This is a genomic window from Pseudomonas sp. D1HM (genome assembly GCF_019266105.1).
In the GTDB taxonomy this organism is placed as follows: domain Bacteria; phylum Pseudomonadota; class Gammaproteobacteria; order Pseudomonadales; family Pseudomonadaceae; genus Aquipseudomonas; species Aquipseudomonas taetrolens.
Genome location: NZ_LRMN01000006.1, coordinates 83,141 through 103,792, shown reverse-complemented (window position 1 = coordinate 103,792; position 20,652 = coordinate 83,141). Strand labels below are relative to the sequence as shown.

General features: G+C 56.9%; 18 protein-coding genes and 1 tRNA gene. 13 read left to right on the top strand and 6 right to left on the bottom strand.

Going from position 1 to position 20,652, the window contains the following annotated elements:
- Positions 1 to 79 precede the first annotated feature (79 nt).
- Positions 80 to 982 carry a sterol desaturase family protein gene (locus AWM69_RS07995; RefSeq protein WP_218726199.1) on the top strand — a complete coding sequence of 301 codons (903 nt, stop codon included), beginning with the start codon at positions 80 to 82 and terminating at the stop codon, positions 980 to 982.
- Positions 983 to 1,047: 65 nt separating this feature from the next.
- Here the strand turns inward: AWM69_RS07995 and AWM69_RS07990 are convergent, their stop codons facing one another.
- Positions 1,048 to 1,440: a MerR family transcriptional regulator gene (locus AWM69_RS07990; RefSeq protein ID WP_131653763.1), complete on the bottom strand. Its 393-nt coding sequence runs from the start codon at positions 1,438 to 1,440 to the stop codon at positions 1,048 to 1,050.
- 85 nt (positions 1,441 to 1,525) lie between these two features.
- Positions 1,526 to 2,110 (bottom strand): NAD(P)H-dependent oxidoreductase, encoded by a 585-nt coding sequence (locus AWM69_RS07985; protein ID WP_218726198.1) that lies wholly within the window; start codon positions 2,108 to 2,110, stop codon positions 1,526 to 1,528.
- A 205-nt stretch (positions 2,111 to 2,315) separates the two neighbouring features.
- On the opposite strand from AWM69_RS07985, the gene AWM69_RS07980 reads away from it, so the two are divergent.
- The 11 genes from AWM69_RS07980 to AWM69_RS07930 all read left to right on the top strand — a co-directional run bounded on the left by AWM69_RS07980 (position 2,316) and on the right by AWM69_RS07930 (position 14,302).
- Positions 2,316 to 3,002, top strand: a complete 687-nt coding sequence (locus tag AWM69_RS07980) for a DUF899 domain-containing protein (protein WP_256930241.1) — start codon at positions 2,316 to 2,318, stop codon at positions 3,000 to 3,002.
- A gap of 134 nt (positions 3,003 to 3,136) precedes the next feature.
- Positions 3,137 to 3,724 (top strand): hypothetical protein, encoded by a 588-nt coding sequence (locus AWM69_RS07975; protein ID WP_218726197.1) that lies wholly within the window; start codon positions 3,137 to 3,139, stop codon positions 3,722 to 3,724.
- 42 nt (positions 3,725 to 3,766) lie between these two features.
- Positions 3,767 to 5,413, top strand: a complete 1,647-nt coding sequence (gene idi, locus AWM69_RS07970) for an isopentenyl-diphosphate Delta-isomerase (RefSeq protein WP_218726196.1) — start codon at positions 3,767 to 3,769, stop codon at positions 5,411 to 5,413.
- 155 nt (positions 5,414 to 5,568) lie between these two features.
- On the top strand, positions 5,569 to 6,759 hold the full coding sequence (locus AWM69_RS07965; protein ID WP_218726195.1) for an NAD(P)/FAD-dependent oxidoreductase: 1,191 nt from the start codon (positions 5,569 to 5,571) through the stop codon (positions 6,757 to 6,759).
- Between the two features lie 27 nt (positions 6,760 to 6,786).
- Complete coding sequence (locus AWM69_RS07960; protein ID WP_218726194.1) at positions 6,787 to 7,179, top strand: DUF1641 domain-containing protein; 393 nt, start codon at positions 6,787 to 6,789, stop codon at positions 7,177 to 7,179.
- A 150-nt stretch (positions 7,180 to 7,329) separates the two neighbouring features.
- The gene (locus AWM69_RS07955; protein ID WP_218726193.1) at positions 7,330 to 7,758 is read left to right on the top strand and encodes a DUF2231 domain-containing protein; all 429 of its coding nucleotides are present in this window, start codon (positions 7,330 to 7,332) and stop codon (positions 7,756 to 7,758) included.
- Entirely contained in the window at positions 7,755 to 9,047 is a 1,293-nt protein-coding gene (locus AWM69_RS07950; RefSeq protein WP_218726192.1) for a sorbosone dehydrogenase family protein, read from the top strand. The genes AWM69_RS07955 and AWM69_RS07950 overlap by 4 nt, the downstream gene beginning before the upstream one ends.
- Positions 9,048 to 9,247: 200 nt before the next feature.
- The gene (locus AWM69_RS07945; protein WP_131653756.1) at positions 9,248 to 10,183 is read left to right on the top strand and encodes a LysR substrate-binding domain-containing protein; all 936 of its coding nucleotides are present in this window, start codon (positions 9,248 to 9,250) and stop codon (positions 10,181 to 10,183) included.
- A 171-nt stretch (positions 10,184 to 10,354) separates the two neighbouring features.
- Positions 10,355 to 11,809, top strand: a complete 1,455-nt coding sequence (tcuA, locus tag AWM69_RS07940) for an FAD-dependent tricarballylate dehydrogenase TcuA (RefSeq protein ID WP_131653755.1) — start codon at positions 10,355 to 10,357, stop codon at positions 11,807 to 11,809.
- A complete protein-coding gene (gene tcuB, locus AWM69_RS07935) occupies positions 11,796 to 12,953 on the top strand; it encodes a tricarballylate utilization 4Fe-4S protein TcuB (RefSeq protein WP_218726191.1) in 1,158 nt (385 codons plus the stop codon). The genes tcuA and tcuB overlap by 14 nt, the downstream gene beginning before the upstream one ends.
- A 47-nt stretch (positions 12,954 to 13,000) precedes the next feature.
- The gene (locus AWM69_RS07930; protein WP_048379600.1) at positions 13,001 to 14,302 is read left to right on the top strand and encodes an MFS transporter; all 1,302 of its coding nucleotides are present in this window, start codon (positions 13,001 to 13,003) and stop codon (positions 14,300 to 14,302) included.
- 197 nt (positions 14,303 to 14,499) lie between these two features.
- Here AWM69_RS07930 and AWM69_RS07925 read toward each other — a convergent pair whose 3' ends face one another.
- Together AWM69_RS07925 and AWM69_RS07920 are read right to left on the bottom strand one after the other, a co-directional pair.
- On the bottom strand, positions 14,500 to 15,399 hold the full coding sequence (locus tag AWM69_RS07925; RefSeq protein WP_218726190.1) for a DMT family transporter: 900 nt from the start codon (positions 15,397 to 15,399) through the stop codon (positions 14,500 to 14,502).
- A gap of 136 nt (positions 15,400 to 15,535) precedes the next feature.
- On the bottom strand, positions 15,536 to 16,615 hold the full coding sequence (locus AWM69_RS07920) for an SDR family oxidoreductase (RefSeq protein ID WP_218726189.1): 1,080 nt from the start codon (positions 16,613 to 16,615) through the stop codon (positions 15,536 to 15,538).
- Between the two features lie 74 nt (positions 16,616 to 16,689).
- Here AWM69_RS07920 and AWM69_RS07915 point away from each other — a divergent pair, with 74 nt between their 5' ends.
- Positions 16,690 to 17,079 carry a MerR family transcriptional regulator gene (locus tag AWM69_RS07915; RefSeq protein ID WP_048379594.1) on the top strand — a complete coding sequence of 130 codons (390 nt, stop codon included), beginning with the start codon at positions 16,690 to 16,692 and terminating at the stop codon, positions 17,077 to 17,079.
- Positions 17,080 to 17,862: 783 nt separating this feature from the next.
- On the opposite strand, the gene AWM69_RS07910 is transcribed toward AWM69_RS07915, so the two are convergent.
- Together AWM69_RS07910 and AWM69_RS07905 are read right to left on the bottom strand one after the other, a co-directional pair.
- Positions 17,863 to 17,949, bottom strand: a tRNA-Leu gene (locus AWM69_RS07910).
- 276 nt (positions 17,950 to 18,225) lie between these two features.
- Positions 18,226 to 20,631 carry a TonB-dependent siderophore receptor gene (locus AWM69_RS07905; RefSeq protein WP_218726188.1) on the bottom strand — a complete coding sequence of 802 codons (2,406 nt, stop codon included), beginning with the start codon at positions 20,629 to 20,631 and terminating at the stop codon, positions 18,226 to 18,228.
- Positions 20,632 to 20,652 lie beyond the last annotated feature (21 nt).

Below are 20,652 nucleotides of genomic sequence, written 5' to 3'. Positions count from 1 at the left end.
TTGTCTGAGACGGTCAAGTCTTTCAATTTTGCCGCGGGCAACATCCAGCGTATCGGCCAAGTGCCTGGAGCGGTGCGTCATGAATGATCTGATTCTCTGGATGGAAGCCACGTTTGGCGCACATATCGAGTGGAAACAAGTGGTGCTGATCGGCATGACACCGCTGTTTCTGGTGGGATTTGCCATTGAATGGCAGATCATGCGCAAACGCGGGGCGCGCCAGCAGTTCTACTGGAAAAACATCCTCACCAACCTCACTCTGGGCAGCAGCTACCAGCTGTTCGAACTGGCAGCCCATGTGATATTCGTGGGCGCCGCCGTATTCTGGTTCTGGGACCAGCGCTTTTTTACGATTCCCGTCAACGGCTGGACCCTGCTGCCCATTTTTCTCGGCGTCGAGTTCTGCTACTACTGGTTCCATCGCTGCAGCCATCGTGTGCGCTGGTTCTGGACCGCGCATGTCGTGCACCACAGCGGCGAGCACATGAACATGACGACCGCCATGCGCCAGTCAATGCTCTACTCCATCACCGGCTGGTGGCTGTTTTTCATGCCGCTGGTATTGCTGGGCGTACATCCGGCAGTGGTGTTTATCCTGTATGCCTGCAACCTGGTGTATCAGTTCTTCATCCATACCGAGAGTGTTGGCAAGCTGCATCCGGTGCTGGAGTACCTGTTCGATACCCCAAGTAACCACCGCGCCCACCATGGCCGCAACGACTGCTATATCGACAGGAACTATGGCGGCGTGCTGATCATCTTCGACCGTCTGTTTGGCACCTACGTGGAAGAACGGGAAACCGTGGATTACGGCATCAAGCGTCAGGTCCACAGCCACAATCCGCTGACCCTCAACTTCCACGAATTCATTGCGATGTGGTGCGACGTGGCGCAGCCGGGAAGCGTGATGCAACGCTTGAAACACCTGTGGGCACCGCCGGAATATGAGCGCGAGGCCCGGCCTGAACGTGAACCGGCGTGACGCGACGGTTGCGGCAGGTGTTACCGGGGCATGACATGAGCCGCCACAGGGCACATGTCATCGGGTTAATCGCCAGGACTGGCTTGAGCTACGGGTCCGAACTGACATTGATCCTGCCTGGCGTTGATCAGCGCTTCAAACGCGCAAAGCCCCGCATAAACTTTCTGCAGCCCCTCAATTTGCGTCATCACTTGCTGTTTTTTATGCGTGATGGCTTCGCCCGCTACATCCCAAGGCAACGCTTGATCCCGGTGGTCACCGAGGATCGCCTGCATCTCCTTGAGTTTGAAACCCAACTGCTGTGCGCACTTGATGAATGCCAGCAACTCAACGGTTTGCTGGCTGTAGACGCGGTACCTGCCTTCGCGCTGAGGCGGCGGTAGCAGGCCAATGTCTTCATAGTGACGGATACCTTTGATCGTCGTCCCTGACAGCCGGGCAGCTTTGCCGATATACATAAACGTCCTTTTAACGGGCATAAAGGCGCGTATTTGCGCGCTTGCATCTTTACATGCGCCGCCGCCCGCCGGGAACCTCGGACACTTAGATCGCGCAGAGACCGGCGAGGTGGCGGGTTTGCTTGAGCCAGGCATCCCGCTGGCTGAGCCCGGACCCCAGAAGGGGCCCAAATGTCAGGGTCCGGATCGGCTTGATACCGCAGAACGCCAGGGTGGTCTTGCGCATCTGGTGCAGACCAGGCATGCAATAGACCCATTTGTAGTACCACGGCGGAGTGTCCATCGTGACCAGCAGGTGAGCGGTTCGTCCTTTAAGAAGTTTGTCTGGAAACGCTTTGCCTTCGCGATATTTGAAGGCAAAACCGGGCAGCAAGACCCGGTCGAAGAAGCCCTTCATCAACGCCGGGATTCCCCCCCACCAGATCGGATAGACGAATACCAGGTGCTCAGCCCAGAGGATATCGGCTTGAGCCTGAAGCAGACCGGGCTCCAGGGGCTGGATCTTGGCATAACCGTCATGCAGCACCGGGTCGAAGCCAATCGCCCCCAACCGTAACTGCCGCACTTCGGCCCCGGAAACTTTTGCCGCCTCGACATAAGCGTCTGTCAATGCACCACAAAAACTGTCGTCTGATGGGTGGCCCAAAATCACGAGTACTCGTTTGCCCATTATCACTGCATCCTCAAAGTCGGACGTTAAGGATGAGGTGTCCCCGTAACGGGAGAGTCAAGGAAATGTACGACTGCATTCGAGCCCCTCTCGGTCCATGCCACATCGGCAACCTGCGGCCTGTAGACAGACATCGACCGGCATGACGACGCAAAGCCCCGGATCTTTGACTATTCTTGACGGCACCCCAAAAAAAGAGGGATCGATGATGAAAACCTCTAATCAGGCACTCCCTGAAATCGTTTCTGCCGATCAATGGCAGGCCGCGCTCGATCAACAGTTGATCAAGGAAAAAGCCCTGACCCGCGCCCACGATGCGCTCAACGCCGAGCGCCGCCGTCTGCCAATGGTCAAGATCGACAAGGCCTATACCCTCGCCGGCAAAACGGGCCCGGTAAGCCTGCTCGATCTGTTCGAGGGCCGTCGGCAACTGATCATCTACCACTTCATGTTCGCCCCGGACTGGTCCCAGGGCTGCACGGGCTGCTCCTGGGTTGTGGATGCCATGTCTCACCCGGCCCATCTGCATGCACGCAATACGTCGCTGGTCCTGGTCTCCAGGGCGCCACTGGAAAAACTTGAGGGCTATAAAAAACGCATGGGCTGGGACCTGCCCTGGTATTCGTCCTTCGACAGCAACTTCAATGACGACTTTGGCGTGACCACCGAACAGGGCGAAAAGCATGCCGTCAGCATACTGCTGCGCGACGGTGGCGAGCTCTACCGCACCTACTTCACAGGCGCCCGCGGCGTCGAACACCTGGGAAGCCACTGGACTTACCTGGACCTCACGCCCTGGGGCCGTCAGGAGACCTGGGAGGATTCTCCCAGAGGATGGCCGCAAACCGAGCCTTACACCTGGCTGCGCCGGCATGACGAATATGACGACTGAGAGCGGCCGCAGCTGTCATCTCCGGGACAAGTGGTCATTGTGGCGCCCCTCAAGCACGGGTGCCGTGCCCTGCAACGATTCCATCCCCCCATGAATACTTGCGCATAACAAAGGACGACAGGATGGAGTTATCAATGGACGTAACAGCGGGTCATCCAGAGTACTTTGCGCATGTGCGCACGATTATCGGCATGGTCTTGGGCCTGAGTCTTGCCAGATTGGTCAATGGCCTGACACGCTTCGTACAACACCCCGGAACCATTAAGATTTACCCTGTCCACCTGGGCTGGGTCATCTTCCTTTTCATCACGATCGCGCACTTTTGGTGGTACGAATTCCATTTATCCAGGATCTCCGTCTGGACCTTCCCGCTCTATGGATTCCTGCTCTTCTACGCGATGGTATTCGCCGCACTCACCGCCCTGCTGTTTCCCGACCACATGTATGAATACAAGGGATTCGAGGACTACTTCGAGCAGCGCAAACGCTGGTTCTTCGGACTCCTCGCCCTCGCGTTCCTGCTCGATATTGGCGATACCCTCATCAAGGGTGACGACTACCTGCAATCACTCGGAACCGAATACCTGATCCGCCAGGTCGCGTTCGTTGTTCTTTCCATCGTCGCAGTGCTGATCACATCAAAGAAACTCCAGATGGTCCTGGTGCTCGCCGCCATTAGCTATCAAATCAGCTGGATCTTGAGACTGTACGTCATTCTTTGATGGGCTCACGCCTTACCTACCGAACATCTTTGAGATGTGAACATGACAGAGACTCTAATTTTGGTTGATGCATTCGATCATGAAATTGGTCAGGGCGAAAAACTTCAAGTCCACCGGGAAGGCTTACTTCATCGAGCGTTTTCCATATTTATCTTCGATATAAAAGGCCGACTGCTATTACAGCAGCGAGCCGCTGATAAATATCACTCAAGCAACCTATGGACCAATACCTGCTGCGGCCATCCAAGAGCGGGTGAAAAGACTGATGTCGCCGCACGGCGCCGCCTTAAAGAAGAAATGGGATTCAGTTGCGACTTGAAAAAAGTCGACACCTTTGTCTACCGGTCTCCGGTATCCGATGATCTGGTAGAGCATGAGTTCGATCACCTGTATGTCGGTGGCTACAACGGAATGTTGTCGCCCGACCCTGCTGAAGCTGCCAATTGGCAGTGGATTGAACTGGAAAATCTGTATGCCTGGATGGAACGTGAGCCTCAAAAATTCACTTCATGGTTCAAAAAAATCATCCATGATCCTGACCGTAAATTCGGTCGTGAATGGTTGCAGATACACGCTGAGCAATACACATTAAGCAGCCTGAGACGCTATCAAACGGCGCTGCTGATGCGTGTTTCAAGCACCTACGCGCTGGCCATTCCCCTGCTGCCATCCGAGCTGATGCACGTGGTGACCCATGCGTATTTACTCCTGCGCATTGCCGATACGATAGAAGATGAACCCGCGCTCACGCCTCAACAAATACGACTTTATGAAGAATCATTTATCGCCGCCGTAAAAGGACTAAGCGATGCCCGACACTTCAGCGATACCGTCGGTGCATTACTGACGGCGCAAACTGTGGCGGCCGAACATGAACTGCTACTGCACTTGCCATTGCTACTGGAGGTGCATGGCCAATTGAAATCTGCTCACCGTGAGTCCTTACTTGAGTGTTTGGAAATCATATCGCGGGGAATGGCTGAATTTCGCCAGAGCGTCAGTGTTGACGGCCTGGAGACCCGCCAGGAACTTGATCGTTATTGTTACTGCGTTTCCGGTTCTGTAGGCGAGATGATGACCAGGTTTTTTATCGACCTGGACCCGACGCTTTTAGCGCAACGCGATAAATTACTTCGCTTATCGGTCTCTTTAGGCGCGGGTCTGCAACTGGTCAATATTATCAAAGACCAATGGGAGGACCGTGAGCGCGGCGTGTGCTGGCTGCCCAAAGACCTTTTTGCTGAACATGGCATCTCGTTATCCGCGTTACAGCGGGGACAACCAGATCCCAATTATGCGCGTGCGCTCGCGGAACTGATGGGGACCACCCACGCGCACCTGCAGTTGGCGCTGCACTATGTGTTATGCATCCCGGCCAGACACATAGGTATTCGCCACTTTTTGTCATTCACCATCGGCCTGGCGTTACTGGTGTTACGTAAAGTGCAGTTGAACCCGTTTTTTTGTTCGAGCGAACAGGTCAATCCATCTCATGCCGAGGTGGCTTTGCTTATGCGTAAGGTCCTACGGCCCAAACTGTCCGACCAAGGTTTATGTACGCTGTTCAAAATGGCCTCACGCGGTCTTCCCTTCACATCACTGGACCCCGAGTGGAAAGAGGAAGCCTACCGTGTGCGGCCGTGGCCGCGCAGCTCCATTTCCTTTCTTCCAAGTGACCGCAAAAAATGACGGCACCCTCAACCAGGGCTGGAGCACCCTGCGCTCCCCCTTCACCTACTTTCGTGATTAACGAAGTCGTCCTTATCGCGTTTAGTTCTGACCTGCCCTCCAATCCCGACTAGGTTCCAAGCAGTGGAACTCACCCGGACCAAGGAAGGTAAAAATTGAGCAGGCGAATAATTATTGTCGGTGGAGGTGTTGGCGGCACGATGCTCGCTAACCAGCTGGTGAAGAAACTCTATCCGGAGATCCAGCGTGGTGAGGTACGCATTACTCTCCTGTCGAATTCGCCTGATCACTTTTATAAACCGGCGTTCATGTACGTGGCTTTCAATCAGTTCTTTGAAGAGGAACTGAAGCGTCCGGAGCGTTCATTGTTGCGCCCGGAAATCGACTTTCAGGTGGACGAAGTCATTCGCTTCGACTTCCCCGGACAACATGTGCAGACCCGCAGCGGCAAACGTCATGGCTATGATTTTCTTGTCATAGCCACCGGTTGCGTCCCGGCTCCCGAGCGGATAGAAGGCCTGAAAGAGGCCGGTGATCACTTCTATCAATATCAGGCGGCCCGGCAATTGGCCCAGCGATTGAGCACTATAAAAAAGGGCCGGATTTTCATCACCGTGTCCTTTCCCAAAACACCCAACGTGCCGCATCAATGCGGTATCGCTCCGGTGGAGACAACCTTGATGCTGGACGATTTTCTGCGGCGTCGTGGTGTGCGGGAGCAGGTTGAAATCATTTATACCTACCCCACTACTGCCCAGCTTTTGCGTAATTGCCTGTTCTTGCAGCGGCCTACCGGGGAGATTCTTCCCGGTATCTTTGAGCAGAAAAACATTCGTTTTCAGCGCGGCTTCACCTTGAACAAGGTCGATCCGGATCGGCGCATTGCCTACTCCGAAGAGGGTGACGAGCAACCCTTCGATATTCTGATGGCAACACCTCCCATTCGTGCAGTGGATGTGGTTCTGGAGAGTGGTGCTTCACAGGCCGAGAATCATGAAGGATGGTTGCCAACCAATCATGAAACGCTGCAGGTCTATGGGCTCGACGGCGTTTATGTGATGGGTGACACGGTCGATCTTCCTGTCAGCAAGGCAGGAGGCGCCTGCCACAATCAGGCCCCTGTCATCGCCAATAACATCACGGCCGAAATCCGCTTGGGGGCACCTGGCGCGGTGTATGACGGTCGCGTCCAAGCGGTGGCGCAAATGGGGCTCAATGCGGGGATGCCGCTGTGGTACGACTACACCCACGATGTGTTGCCTACCCCGCCGAGCAAGCTGGGGGGGCTGTTGCGCAATGGATTCAATCGCGGACTGTATTGGGCCATGGCTCGAGGCATGCTGTGACACTGCTTAAGGAGGAGTGAACGCCGTATGGATACCCCAGAAGAGTCGTCAACAATCAGCCCGGACGCCAATGTTCCCTCACCTGGCCACAATGCGGGGCTCGAAGCGTTGCTTGGCAAGCTGCAACCGCTGCTGGACGGCGGTCGCATGGACAATATCATCGATGTCCTGGCGTTGATTTCCGACCTCGTAGACCTGCTGGATCCTGCCATGGTGGAAAAGCTGGCCGGGTTGTTTGAGGAGGCCGCGGCGGCTTCCTGGAGCCTCGGCAATGCGTTGCGCATGGCCGCGACCGAAACCAGAGCACAGGAGGTTCCCCCCAGCCTCTATGGACTGCTGTCAATGCTCCGCGAAACGGATACCCGACGTGGTGCAGCTCTGATACTCAAAACCCTGAACGTGCTCGGAAGGCAACTGTGAGCTGAACAGTTTGACCTGCCACACCCAGCCTCAGTGCGAGGCTGGACACTGTCTGCGGTGCCGGAGGGCACATTGTCGGTGCGAGTCTGTTGGCCCTTTGTGTTGGCATCGGGCTACAGTAGAGGCTCACTAAGCCCAAAGGAGCCTGCCGTGACCTCTATCACCTCCTCTGCCTACCGCTGTACGCCAAGTCCCCTTCACGCGATTTTTCTGGCTGGAGCCATCCCTCTGTTCCTCGGCGCCTTGCTGAGTGACATCGCCTATTTCAGGACCTTCCAGATTCAATGGAGCAACTTTGCTTCCTGGCTGATCGTCGGCGGGTTGGTGTTCTCCGGGTTTGCTCTGCTGTTCGCGCTGGCCAATCTGTTCCAGGCCAAGCGCAAGGCTGGCAGGCCTGTGGTGTATTTACTGTTGTTGTTAGCGAGCTGGGTACTGGGCCTGATCAATGCCTTTGAGCATGCCAAAGATGCTTTCGCAATCATGCCCACAGGCCTGGTCCTGTCAGTTATCGTCACCTTGCTGGCTATCGTTGCAGCCTGGACAGGCCTGACCAATCTGCGTTCGGAGGATGTGAAGTGAACTATTCCAGCGTATTGACCCCCCTTGGCCTGGCCTTGCTGTTGAGTGCATGTGACAGCGAAAGAAACGGCGATCTGTCTCTCGGTCCCGACCCTAAGCTGCCGGAACAGCATCGCGGTCTCGTGCCCACGATGAAGATTGCCGAGCCGGCTGAGTGGGGTGACCGCAAACCGACTGTGCCGCAGGGCTACAGCATCACGGCGATTGCCAGCGGTCTGGGGATTCCGCGTCAGACCCTGGTGCTACCCAATGGCGATATTCTCGTGGCTGAAGGTCGTGGCGGCAGCGCCGCCAAGCTCAAGCCCAAGGATGTGATCGCTGGTTACATCAAGGCTCAGGGCAACACCAAGGTCAAAGGTGGCAACCGCCTGACCTTGCTGCGAGATGCCGACGGTGATGGCAGCTACGAGTTGCAGACGGTATTTGCCGAAAACCTCAACGCGCCTTATGGCCTGGCCTACGCGGATGGCAATCTGTACGTGGCCAACCAGGATGCCATTGTGCGCTTCGCATATGAAGACGGCCAAACCAAAGCCAGCGCTGCACCGGTCAAAGTCCTCGACTTGCCTTCGCAGATAAACCACCACTGGACCAAGGCACTGGCCATCAGTCCCGATGGTCGTCAGCTGTATGTTGCCATCGGCTCCAACAGCAACATCACCGAGCGCGGCATGGACGCTGAGGTTGATCGGGCCCAGGTGTGGCAGGTTGATGCCCGGACTGGCGCCCACAAGCCGTACGCAACCGGCCTGCGTAACCCGACAGCGTTGACGATTCAGCCTGATTCCGGGCAGTTGTGGGCGGTGGTCAACGAGCGCGACGAGCTGGGTCCAGACCTGGTGCCAGACTACCTGACCTCGGTTCGCGAAGGCGGGTTCTACGGCTGGCCCTATAGCTATTGGGGACAAAACGTCGATTCACGCGCGCAGCCACAGAACCCGGACAAAGTAGCCGCGGCAATCAAGCCCGATTACAGCCTGGGTGCGCACGTGGCGGCGCTTGGCGTCGACTTCTCCGTCCCGGCCATGGGGGCGACATTTGCCGAAGGCGTGTTCGTGGGTGAACACGGGAGCTGGAACCGCCCCGACCCGGTGGGCTACAAGGTGATTTTCGTGCCATTCAGCAACGGCCAGCCAGCCGGTGAGGCCGTCGATTTCGCGACCGGCTTCCGGGGTGAAGACGGCAAAACCCGCGGGCGGCCGGTCGGTGTAACCGTCGACCCACGCGGTGCCCTTCTCATTGCGGACGACCTCGCAAACACCGTGTGGCGGGTAACGCGCAACCAATGAAGCAGGAGGCGCGGGCGCTGCTAGTCGCGGCGCCACGTACGCCAGCCACCAGCGGTTGGAGATAAGAACACAAGCCCTGGAGCCGCGAGCCTCCGGGGCTTTGTGACGTCTGCAGGAAACAACGACTGCCGCTGTTTGTCGCTGCGTAGTGTGTGGCCACCTTCAGGATTCGATTAGCCATTTGGCGGGAAGCGACAACATTGGAATTAAGACAACTGCGTTATTTCGTAAAAATCATTGAACACGGCAGCCTGGGGCGGGCGGCACTTGAACTGGACGTAGGCGTATCAGCCCTCAGTCAGCAGATTTCCAAACTCGAAAGCGAGTTGTGCACTCGCCTCCTGAATCGCAGTACCACGGGCGTGACACCTACCAGCGCCGGATTTGCATTTTTACACCATGCTCAACTGACCCTGCGCCAAGCTGAAAACGCCATCATGGCCGCCCATCGCGGGCGAATGAGTGGATATGTCAGTGTCGGTCTGCCTCCTACCACCGCGACGGTGCTCGCTCTGCCGTTGATCAACGCAATGCGTGCCCGTTATCCGGACATTCAACTGCACTTGGTAGAAATGCTCTCCGGGCACCTGGCTGCCCAGCTCAATGCCAGACAGATTGACCTGGCAATTCTGTTTCAGCTCGAAGGCGGTAAACGCTGGAGCGTGACCCCTCTGCTGGATGAAAAACTGTTTGTTATTGCCTCGCCAAACCTCTCACAAGCGCCTCGTGGCGACAATGTGCTGTTAACCGAGCTGGGCGGCTTGCCGCTGGTGATGCCCAGTGCTCAGCATGGTTTACGCTCGGCATTGATGAGTGCGTTCGAGCGGGTCGGGTTGACGCCCAATGTCATCATGGAAGTGGATGGTCTCGCCGTGCTGATGAACGCCGTGCGGGCCGGTCATGCTGCAACGATACAACCGGGGGCAGCAGCTGCATTGAAGGACGAGTCAGGACTTTCACTGGTCAAAATTGCCGACCCCCATGTGGGCCGGCGTAATCTGCTGGCGACACTGGCTGATGACGAGCTGTCTCCGGCGGCGCTGGCAACCCGATTGGTCATCGTCGATGTCGCACGCCAACTGGTTCTCGACAAGCAGTGGCCAGGCGCAACATGGATTGAAGAGCCAGACGTGTAGTCATAGCGTGCGCTCAATCACGAAGACACGCGCTTCGCGCACTCAAAGCGTTTAGAAAAACTAAACACCTCGTGTCAAAAGCAGCCTTTCGACGCTCCGCCTCCCTCTCTATCGTTCCCCCACTCGCAAGGAGCACCCGGTTCCAGCCTCCTTGCAGATCGAGGAGCGATGATGATCGATGTATTAATTATAGGGGGCGGCAACGCAGCCTTATGTGCCGCTCTGATGGCGAGAGAGGCTGGCGCCAGCGTGATGCTGCTGGAAGCCTCTCCAAAAATCTGGCGCGGTGGCAACTCTCAACACACCCGTAACCTGCGGTGCATGCACGACCAGCCGCAAGACGTATTGATCGACGCCTATCCGGAAGAAGAATACTGGCAAGATTTGTTGAAGGTCACCGGTGGTTTCACGGATGAGAAGCTTGCGCGCATTGCCATTCGGGCATCGTCCTCTTGCCGCGACTGGATGCGTTCACATGGGGTGCATTTTCAACCATCGCTGTCCGGTGCCCTGCATGTAGCGCGTACCAATGCTTTTTTCATGGGTGGCGGCAAGGCACTGGTCAATGCGTACTACCGCAGCGCCGAACGGTTAGGTGTGAAAATCCGCTACAACGCCCAGGTCACTGACATTGAACTGGACGACGGGAAATTCGTCGCGGCCCGCATTGGCGAGCATGAGGTGGACGGTCAGCGCATCGCCGCAGAACGCATCGAAGCCCGGGCCTGCGTGTTGGCAGCGGGTGGTTTCGAGTCCAATCGCGAATGGTTACGCGAAGCCTGGGGCCAAAACGAGCGCGGTGAATGGCCGTCCGATAATTTCCTGATCCGCGGCACCCGATTCAACACCGGTATTTTGCTGCGGCGCATGCTTGATCTCGGGGCTGACGTGATCGGCGACCCGACCCAGGCACACATGGTGGCGATCGATGCCCGCGCGCCACTCTATGACGGTGGCATCTGTACGCGAATCGACTGTGTATCGCTGGGTGTAGTGGTCAATCGTGACGGCGAACGGTTCTACGACGAAGGTGAGGATTTTTGGCCGAAACGTTATGCCATCTGGGGGCGTCTGGTCGCCGGACAACCAGGTCAGCAGGCCTACTCGATCATCGATCAACAAGCCATCGGTCGCTTCATGCCGCCCGTTTTTCCCGGGACCACCGCCAATACCCTGCAAGCACTCGCACAGCAATTGAAGTTGCCAGAAAAACAATTCGTCGAAACTGTTGAGAACTACAACAGCGCTTGCCGCGTCGGCACGTTCGATCACACAGCACTGGACGACTGCCACACCCAAGGACTGACCCCGGCCAAAACCCATTGGGCACGGCCGCTGGTGAAACCGCCTTTCTACGCCTACCCGCTTAAACCGGGTGTCACGTTCACCTATCTCGGCCTCGCCACCGATGAAACCGCCGCCGTGCACTTCAATGGCAAGGCGAGCCCCAACCTGTTCGTAGCCGGAGAAATGATGGCCGGTAATGTGCTGGGTCAGGGCTATACCGCAGGTATCGGCATGGCCATTGGTACAGCGTTCGGCCGCATAGCCGGTGTACAAGCTGCCGCTGCAGTGGGCTTTGGCGCTTTATCTGTGAATACGGAGTCTGCACATGCAACTGTTTGATCCCAAGGCCTCGGGCGACTTGATCCCGGTGCTGAATCTTGACGAAAGTGAAGTCGAGCGGCAGATGACCATCTGCAATGCCTGTCGTTATTGCGAAGGTTTCTGCGCGGTATTTCCGGCGATGACCCGGCGCCTGGAATTCACTCAGGCGGACATCCATTACCTGGCGAACCTTTGCCACAACTGCGGTGCATGTCTGCACGCCTGCCAGTACGCCGCCCCCCATGAGTTCAGGGTCAATGTACCCAAGGCAATGGCCAAGGTTCGCCTTGATACCTACGCCGAATATGCATGGCCACGGGTGATGGGCAAGTTATATCAACGCAACGGATTGACTCTGGCGCTGGCTTCTGGAGCTGGCCTGGCATTGTTTCTTTGCCTGACCCTGATGCTTATGGGAAACCTGTTCACCGTCATTCCGGGTGGAGACTTCTACAAAATTTTCCCGCATAACACCCTGGCGCTGATGTTCGGTGCCGTGTTCGGTTTTGCGGTGATAGCCCTGACCATGGGCGTGCGGCGCTTCTGGCGCAATGTTTCACCCGTTGCAGCCTCTCTGCCGGTAAAAACGTCCGCTGCACTGGAAGCTACGGCCAGCGTCGCGAAACTCAAGTATCTCGATGGCGGTCATGGCAAGGGCTGCAACAATGCCGACGATCAATTTACCCTCTGGCGGCGTCGCTTCCACCACCTCACCTTCTACGGCTTCATGCTGTGCTTCGCCGCCACGGGTGTGGCCACGCTTTTTCACTATTTGCTGAATTGGTCGGCACCTTATCCGATTTTCAGTTTGCCGGTGATGCTGGGCGTTGTCGGTGGTATCGGTCTGCTGATCGGTCCTGCAGGTCTGCTCTGGCTGAACCTGCGCCGCAACCCTGCACACGGCGATGAGAACCAGAAACCTATGGATCGCGGTTTCATCGCTTTGCTGTTTTTGGTCAGCTCAAGCGGACTGGCGCTTCTGGCGCTCCGTGAAACCAGCGCCCTGGGTTTGATGCTGGCTATTCATCTCGGCCTGGTCATGGCGTTCTTCCTGACCATGCCTTATAGCAAGTTCGCTCATGGGATCTTCCGCAGCGCAGCTCTGCTCAAACACGCCATCGAAAAACGCCAACCCAATCCGATCAACGCCGGCAGCGAATAACGTTTTAAACACTCATTCCAAAAACAATAGTGAGCATAACGGTAGCCATGATGAAAACCACAACGGCAACAACCCGGTCCAAGGGATCCAAGCTAGGGGCCATTTTCCGGGTCACTAGCGGCAATTTCCTGGAGCAGTTCGATTTCTTTCTTTTCGGGTTCTACGCAACCTACATCTCGCAGACCTTCTTTCCAGCCACCAGCGAATTTGCTTCGCTGATGATGACCTTTGCGGTGTTCGGTTCTGGATTCCTGATGCGTCCGTTGGGTGCGATTGTACTTGGGGCATACATCGACAAGGTTGGCCGTCGTAAGGGGCTGATCGTGACCCTGTCGATAATGGCCGCAGGTACGGTGTTGATCGCCCTGGTGCCAGGCTATGCCAGCATCGGCATAGCGGCCCCGATTCTGGTGTTGTTGGGCAGGCTGCTGCAAGGCTTCTCCGCCGGCGCAGAGATGGGCGGTGTTTCCGTGTATCTTGCGGAAATTTCGACGCCCGGGCACACCGGTTTCTACACCAGTTGGCAATCGGCCAGCCAGCAGGTTGCAATCGTCGTCGCGGCCGCCTTGGGATACACCATCAACGCAACGATGCAAGCCGCTGAAATCGCCGATTGGGGCTGGCGTATTCCTTTCTTCATTGGCTGCGTGATCATCCCGTTCATTTTCGTTATCCGCCACTCACTTGAAGAAACCGCGGCATTTACCGCACGTCAGCACCGTCCTACAACTCGTGAAGTTTTCCGTTCGATGCGTGACAACTGGCGCACCGTGCTGGCGGGTGGACTGCTTGCCTCCATGACCACCACCACGTTCTACTTGATTACGGTCTACACACCGACGTTTGGCAGAACCGTACTGAACCTGAGCACCACCGATAGCCTGGTGGTCACATTGCTGGTCGGTGTCAGTAACTTTTTGTGGTTGCCAATCGGCGGTGCGCTTTCTGATCGCATAGGCCGTCGCCCCCTGCTGCTCGCAATCTCCTTGCTGTGCATTTTCACTTCGTACCCCGCTATGCACTGGCTGGCAGAGGCGGCCAGTTTCGAACGACTGCTGGCCGTCCTGCTCTACTTCTCTTTCTTTTTCGGTATTTACAATGGCGCTATGGTTGCTGCATTAACTGAGGTGATGCCTCAGAACGTACGGGTGGTTGGCTTCTCGCTGGCGTTCAGTCTGGCAACGGCGGTGTTTGGCGGTTTCACTCCGGCAATCTCAACCCTGCTTGTCCAGGCCACAGGGGATAAAGCATCGCCAGCCTACTGGCTTATGTTCGCGGCGGCGTGCGGCTTCACGGCGACAACGATTCTATATCGTCAGAAGAAAAAATTAGCGGTCAAACTCGTCTAGTTCCAGCTCGATCACCACCCGCCGGAATCACTCATCCAGGCCCTGCACCGTCAGGGCTTTTCCAACGTTCCCCGCCGTGTTCGGACACGCAAAAAGATCATCCCGACACAGTGAGTTGCGCAGCGGAAAACAAAAAGGGCCTGCACGCGAATCGCCTGCAAGCCCTTGATGGGTAGAGTGCCAAAATCCGCAATAGCTCACTCGGTAGAAGGGACGGACGCTTTTCGGCCCAAGCGGATGAGTTCATTGGAGAAACACAGGCCGACGATGATCAGTGCCGCTCCCGCGTACAGGCTTTCGCGCGGTACTTCGTTGAGCGCCAAAAACGCCAGCAGCGCGGCGAACAGTGGCTCGGTCAGCTCAAGCGCTTGCACTTGGGACGGTTTGAGGTACTCGATGGCCTTGGTGGTGCAGAAAAAGCCCAGGATTGTCGGCAACGTGGCCAGCGCCAGCAGCGCGGCGATCGCCAGCGGTGTCAGCTCACCTATCGCGAAACCATCGGCCGCAGCCGGCATCAGCAAGTACAGGCTGCCAAAGAACAACAATTGTCGGGTGAAGTGCAGCCCCCCCGACACCCCCATACGCTTCATGGCAACCGAAAAGGCTCCATAGCCGGAGCCGGCCACGCAGGCGAGCGCAGCACCTTGCAGGGTAAAGCCCTGCTGCAGATCGCCGCCGAAGATCACCGAGATACCGGCGATCGCCAAGGCGGCACCCACGGTAGCGTTCGCGGTGATGGCATCCTTGAGGAAAATGCGCCCCAGAATGATCGAGGAAATTGAGGCACTGGCCATCAGCACCACCACCACACCTGCGGCAGCGTAGTGTCGGTAGGCCGACGTTTCGAAATGGAACAGCACAAAAATGCCAAGGAATGCGCAGATGGCTGCCTGAGTCCATTTGGTCGACGTCGCCGGGCGCTTGAGGAAAAACAACAAGATCGAGAGCAGCACGCAACCCAGTACGGTCTTGATGACAGCAACACTGCTAGCGGTGAAACCATTACTCATGAGTATTTTGCTGAGTACACCGATCGTTGCATTCAGCGCCGCAGCGCAGAGTGCAAATATGACGCCTTTGCTAAAAGTGGATTGCATTGATGACGATCCCTGTCGCTGAATTGTCGTTCGATAGAATGCCGCCCTGTATCGACGGCGCAAAGTTTGAGGATAAGAAGCTCCCGCCAACCCCGGTTGGGGGTTATTCGCCTTCTTGTCATCGCCCAGGGAGACGTCAGAGGGCCTGACCCTTGGCTATGCAATATGAGTTGACGAAGGTTGCAGTGTGCTGCAAAGACTGGCGGATATCCGGTTTGGCTATTCCATGCCTGCTGGCAAATTGCTCGACCGCCGTTGTATTAAAACGGGTGGTCTGGATAAAGTCCAAGGCTTCGGGTTTTGTATTCAAAAACCACGCGACCGGAGGAATACTCAGGAGCAACTTCAGCAATCGGAGTGAAATGTGATGTTTGGGAGATTTTAAACCCAAAGGTTGCGCCACCTGTATCAGGAGTTCCCGCAAGTTTGGCGTTTGCTCATCGAGCGCCAGCAGTTCCTGGCCCACCATGGCTGGATCAAAAGCACAGGCTGCCACCAGCTCAACCAGGTAATCCACGGTGACCAGGGGCAGCCAGTGCTTGGCGGTACCGGGCACTGCAGTCAGCTTTCCCTGCACAAGGTTGCGTATCAGTGCCACCAGCGGCTGACCATCCATGATATGCCCCGTGCGGCTATGGCCACAGACAGTCGCAGGGTGGACAACGGTAACCTCCCCGCCCTTGGAGGACATGACCTCCAGCGTCGCAAAATGCGCCTCCAGCTTGCTTCCTTCGTAACCACCGACATGCCGGTAGACGGCAGGCCAATTCGTCAGCTCCGGATGATGAGGGTCAATTCCGATGCGTTGCAGATGTTCATGATTTTTCAACATGTAGCCGCCAATCATCACGAAACGGCTTTTTTGTTCAGCTGCCAACAGCGCCACGCGCTTTGCCCCTTCCACATTCACCGCACGAGATTGCTCCATTGAAAGCCCCCATGCGAAGTGGGCGCCCAGGTGGAATATGACGCTGGCGTGCTTTAACACGTCTCGGTCAGCAAGACTCAGCCCGAGGTTGTTCTGTACCAGATCGCCCGCTACAGCAAATACCCGGGTTGCACACCCTCCCAAATTATCGACTTGCTCCCGCAGTGCAGCCAGTCGCTCCGGGCGGCGCATCAACACTCGAATGGTGTGACCTTTTGCACTCAGGTACGCCACCAAATGTTGACCGATGAAGCCGGTACCCCCTGTGACAAAGCACTCCACGCTCATTTCCCTGCTCCTTGTTTAAGGTGAAAAATCAAGCGTAAACTATCGACCCAACTCTATAGTCAAGCGGTGTTTTCATGAAAATCGGCGAACTCGAGGCCCGCAGCGGCGCCAGCCGCCATACCCTGCGTTACTACGAGCAAATCGGCCTGATTTCACCGCTGCGGCAAACTAACAACTATCGCGTTTACACAGTGCAAACGCTGCAGGATCTGGACTTTATCCAGCGCGCGCAAAGCATGGGTTTTTCTCTGGGGGAAATAGGCGAGATTCTGGATGCGCAGCGGAACAAGCTGATCGATTGTGCTGACGGCGCGAAGCTGATTGAAAAGAAGATGTCAGAAATCAAACAGAAAATCGCCAACCTCCAAAGCATTTATCGCTATCTGGATGAAGAGCGTGCAACCCTCGAAGCCAGCGCGGCCAAGCAACTTGCGCTTGAGCAACAGCGCAACGCTTCCACCTGAATCAGCATCGGGCGATCACTCTTCACACGCTTCTACATGCCGCACAAAAGCCCACAGCGGAACAGCCACACAAACCAGAAGCACAAAGACAATGCTGATGCAGGTGATCAGTAGCCCTCCCATGGGGATATCCTTAAGTTGATCAAAACGGGGGCAGCTCAGTCCTGCGCTTTGGCAAACAAGCCCGATTTGGAAGTCACCAGACTGAGCACGGTGAAGCCATGAGCTGGCTACCGACCGAGCTAAAAATAGATGCCCGTCCACTCCGCCAACTCCTGTGTGCAGCCCCCTGTTAAGTGGGCTGACCTGACAAGCTTGACGGCTTAGGAGACCTTCGTCTGTAGGACAATCCTTAAGTAATACCCCACTCCAATCTAAAGCCAGCCGCGATAGCGGCAAGGACGAAGTCATGCCTGAAGGCACAGTTTTGAAGTGCTACCAGGTCGGTGATCTGGACGATGTAGCCGCGACCAATGAAGGGGATCCCGCAAAGTACTGGCTGAAATGAGCGGCGAAAATCCCGCCGAATATGCATTGTCCTCGAGGATCAAGGCCTCGATAGAAATGAGGTGATTGGCCCTGCGTCATAGCTTCAGCGTTGATCGGCGAAACCGTGACAGGGTCAACTTGGGCGCACCACTGGTGTGATGACCGAGAACTGCATCCGAAAACGGATAGGAAAAAAATCACGCCTGCCAAGTGAGTTGCGGAGCGGTCTTGGCATTTGCGGATCGAAAACAACAAGGGCCTGCACGCGAATCGCCTGCAAGCCCTTGATATAGATGGTGCCCGAACCCGGAATCGAACCGGGACGCCCTTACGAGCGGGGGATTTTAAGTCCCATGCGTCTACCAGTTTCGCCATTCGGGCGGTAGCGCTGTGAAGCGGGTCAGGCAGGCGTGGCTTTTGCAATCTGTGTGCTCAAGCGCCTGCGTGACAGGTGGGTGAATATATAGAGCCTGCGCCAATGAGGCAAGTTGGTTAGTGCTCATTCATGGAGATTTTTTTATTCAGGCCGGGGCTAAAACACTCGAAAAATCATAGGGCTATCGTCCGGACGGCGAGTTTTCGAGCCGAATCCGGCAGCCTCCTTGCCTGCCTTTTGCTCAAGCGACGATCCATGTCGCTGCTGTATTTGAGTCGCCGTTAGAAGCCCACGGTGGCTGAAAGCAGGTAGGTTCTGGGTGTTGATAGGGTCAAGCCCGGTTCGCTGTCATCCGAGGCGCCGGCCGAGCTCCAGTATCGTTTGTCGAGGACGTTCTCGATGTTGGCGCGCAGTGTTACGGCGGTGCTGTCGACCTTGAAGGCATAGCGCGCGCCCACGTCAAAACGTTCCCAGGCATCGATTTCCTTGGTGTTGGCCTGGTCCAGGTACTGCGAACTGGTGTAGATGCCTCGACCGTTCAAGGTCAGCCCCTGGACGGCAGGCACATCCCATTCGGCCCCCAGGTTGACGTTGTACTTCGGCGTGGCAGGCGCCTGGTTGCCGTTGAAGGCGCCACCGGTGGTGTCGGTCAGTTTGCTGTCGATGTACATCACGCCACCGAGTACACGGACTCCGCTCAGGGGCTCGCCAAAGACACTCAGTTCCACGCCGCTGTTCTGCCGCTTGCCGCTAGGACCAAACACCCGTGTCGTGGCGTTAGTCTCGTAAGCAGGCTGCTTGATACGGAACGCACTGGCGGTGATCGCCAATGAGCCCAGGTCATACTTGGCGCCCACCTCGACCTGACGGCTGACAAAAGGCGGGAATATCTGGTCTTCGTTGACCGCTGTCGACGGGGCGATCTTGCCCTGGCTGAGGCCTTCCATGTAATTGGCATACAGCGACAGTTCGTCGGTCACCTTGTAGAGGATGCCGCCCGAGGGCGAGACCTTTTCTTCGTCATAGGCTGTCGCACCTTTGATGCCATTGCTCCAGTCATCCACCTTGACCCGCTGCCAGCGCGTGCCCAGGGTCAGAAGCAGCCTGTCATCAAAGAAACCGAGGGTGTCGGAAAGAGCCACGCCACTGAAGCGGTTCTCGGTATAGACCTTGGGGTCAATTCGCGTCGGCGTATCGGGCGTGGGTGTTTGCACCGGGTGATAGAGGTTGCTGGATGACGGGGCATAGCGAGCGCCGCCGTTTTCAAAGTCCATGTAGAAGTCGTTGGCCGCCAGATTGACTTCATGGCTCACCGGCCCGGTGTGGAACCAGGTACGTACTCCGGCGGTGGCTGTCCTGACATTTTCGTCACGGGTGAAGTCCCGCGGCTGCACGCTGAAATCCACTGCATCGTTGGTGACCGACACGGCATGCCGGAGGAAATCGTGGTTGCTTTTACGCACGCCCACTGCGCCGTATAGCAGGGTCGAATCACTGACGTCATATTCGGCGTTCAACGTGCCGAAGGTGTCCCGGGTGCGGGCCTTGCTCCAGGCCTGAGCGTAGTTATGGCGCACATCATTGGCATTCGGGACCTTGGCGTTCGGGCCGACCTGAACCCGCTCCTGCGGCGCATCGGTATCGCGTTCGGTGTGCCCGATATCGGTCGAAAGCCGCAAGCGTTCGCCACGAAAGTCCAGCCCCACGACCGCCATCTCACGGTCGACGCTCTGATGGTCCCACTCGGTGTCACCCGACTGCTTTACGCCATTGAAGCGTATCCCGAACTGGTTCTCGTCACCGAACCGACGCCCGACATCCACTGCGCCGCCGACCTGGCTATTGGAGGCGTAGCTGCCGGTGAATTCGCTGATCGGCTGATCGGTAGCGCGCTTGGGCACGACGTTGATCCCCCCGCCGACACTGCCTCTGGGCGAGATGCCATTGATGAGCTGGCTGGGCCCCTTGAGGATATCTACCCGGTCAGCCATCTCCATATCGATCGTATAGGTCGGCAGGATGCCGTAAAGACCGTTGTAAGAGACATCGCTGTTGAACAGGCTAAAACCGCGAATGGTGAACTGCTCGTAGCGGCCACCGGCCGGATTGGTCACCCGCACGGAGGGGTCATTGGCGATCAGGTCACCCAGGGTCCGGGCCTGCTGGTTCTTGACCACTTCGTGGGTGTAAGTGGTCATGCTGAACGGGGTTTCCATGAAGTCCCGCGAACCCAACAGGCCCTGAGACCCCCGGCGTGCGACTTGCCCGCCAGCAAAGACCTCGACACCCGCGGCACCGTCTGCGCCCAGTACCGAGGTCGTGGGCAATTGCACACTGCCGCTGTCGGCTGCTGCCGGCGTCAGCGTGTAGGCCTCACTGCCCGCAGGCAACAGCTGCAGGCCGGAGCCCTGCAGCAATCGGGCGAAGCCCTCTTCCACCGCATATTCACCGGACAACCCGCTGCTGTTGCGGCCACTGACCAACGCCGGGTCCACCGCAAGATTGACCCCCGCCAACCCGGCAAAGCGCGTCAATGCGGCGCCCAGGCTACCGGCCGGCACCTGATAGCTGCGGCGCTCGCCGGTGTCGGCCCATGCGGGTGAGATCAATAAAGGGCTGGAACTGAGGGTCAACACAAGACCAAATCGCAACAACGGGCGCACGCGCAATGACGGTACTGCAGGCATGGTAGGAAGCTCTCGTATTTT

Excerpts from the sequence above, each read along its gene's own strand:
- AWM69_RS07995 (WP_218726199.1), top strand. The coding sequence starts at position 80 with ATGAATGATCTGATTCTCTGGATGGAAGCCACGTTTGGCGCACATATC.
- AWM69_RS07990 (WP_131653763.1), bottom strand. The coding sequence starts at position 1,440 with ATGTATATCGGCAAAGCTGCCCGGCTGTCAGGGACGACGATCAAAGGT.
- AWM69_RS07985 (WP_218726198.1), bottom strand. The coding sequence starts at position 2,110 with ATGGGCAAACGAGTACTCGTGATTTTGGGCCACCCATCAGACGACAGT.
- AWM69_RS07980 (WP_256930241.1), top strand. The coding sequence starts at position 2,316 with ATGATGAAAACCTCTAATCAGGCACTCCCTGAAATCGTTTCTGCCGAT.
- AWM69_RS07975 (WP_218726197.1), top strand. The coding sequence starts at position 3,137 with ATGGACGTAACAGCGGGTCATCCAGAGTACTTTGCGCATGTGCGCACG.
- idi (WP_218726196.1), top strand. The coding sequence starts at position 3,767 with ATGACAGAGACTCTAATTTTGGTTGATGCATTCGATCATGAAATTGGT.
- AWM69_RS07960 (WP_218726194.1), top strand. The coding sequence starts at position 6,787 with ATGGATACCCCAGAAGAGTCGTCAACAATCAGCCCGGACGCCAATGTT.
- tcuA (WP_131653755.1), top strand. The coding sequence starts at position 10,355 with ATGATCGATGTATTAATTATAGGGGGCGGCAACGCAGCCTTATGTGCC.
- tcuB (WP_218726191.1), top strand. The coding sequence starts at position 11,796 with ATGCAACTGTTTGATCCCAAGGCCTCGGGCGACTTGATCCCGGTGCTG.
- AWM69_RS07930 (WP_048379600.1), top strand. The coding sequence starts at position 13,001 with ATGATGAAAACCACAACGGCAACAACCCGGTCCAAGGGATCCAAGCTA.
- AWM69_RS07925 (WP_218726190.1), bottom strand. The coding sequence starts at position 15,399 with ATGCAATCCACTTTTAGCAAAGGCGTCATATTTGCACTCTGCGCTGCG.
- AWM69_RS07920 (WP_218726189.1), bottom strand. The coding sequence starts at position 16,615 with ATGAGCGTGGAGTGCTTTGTCACAGGGGGTACCGGCTTCATCGGTCAA.
- AWM69_RS07915 (WP_048379594.1), top strand. The coding sequence starts at position 16,690 with ATGAAAATCGGCGAACTCGAGGCCCGCAGCGGCGCCAGCCGCCATACC.
- AWM69_RS07905 (WP_218726188.1), bottom strand. The coding sequence starts at position 20,631 with ATGCCTGCAGTACCGTCATTGCGCGTGCGCCCGTTGTTGCGATTTGGT.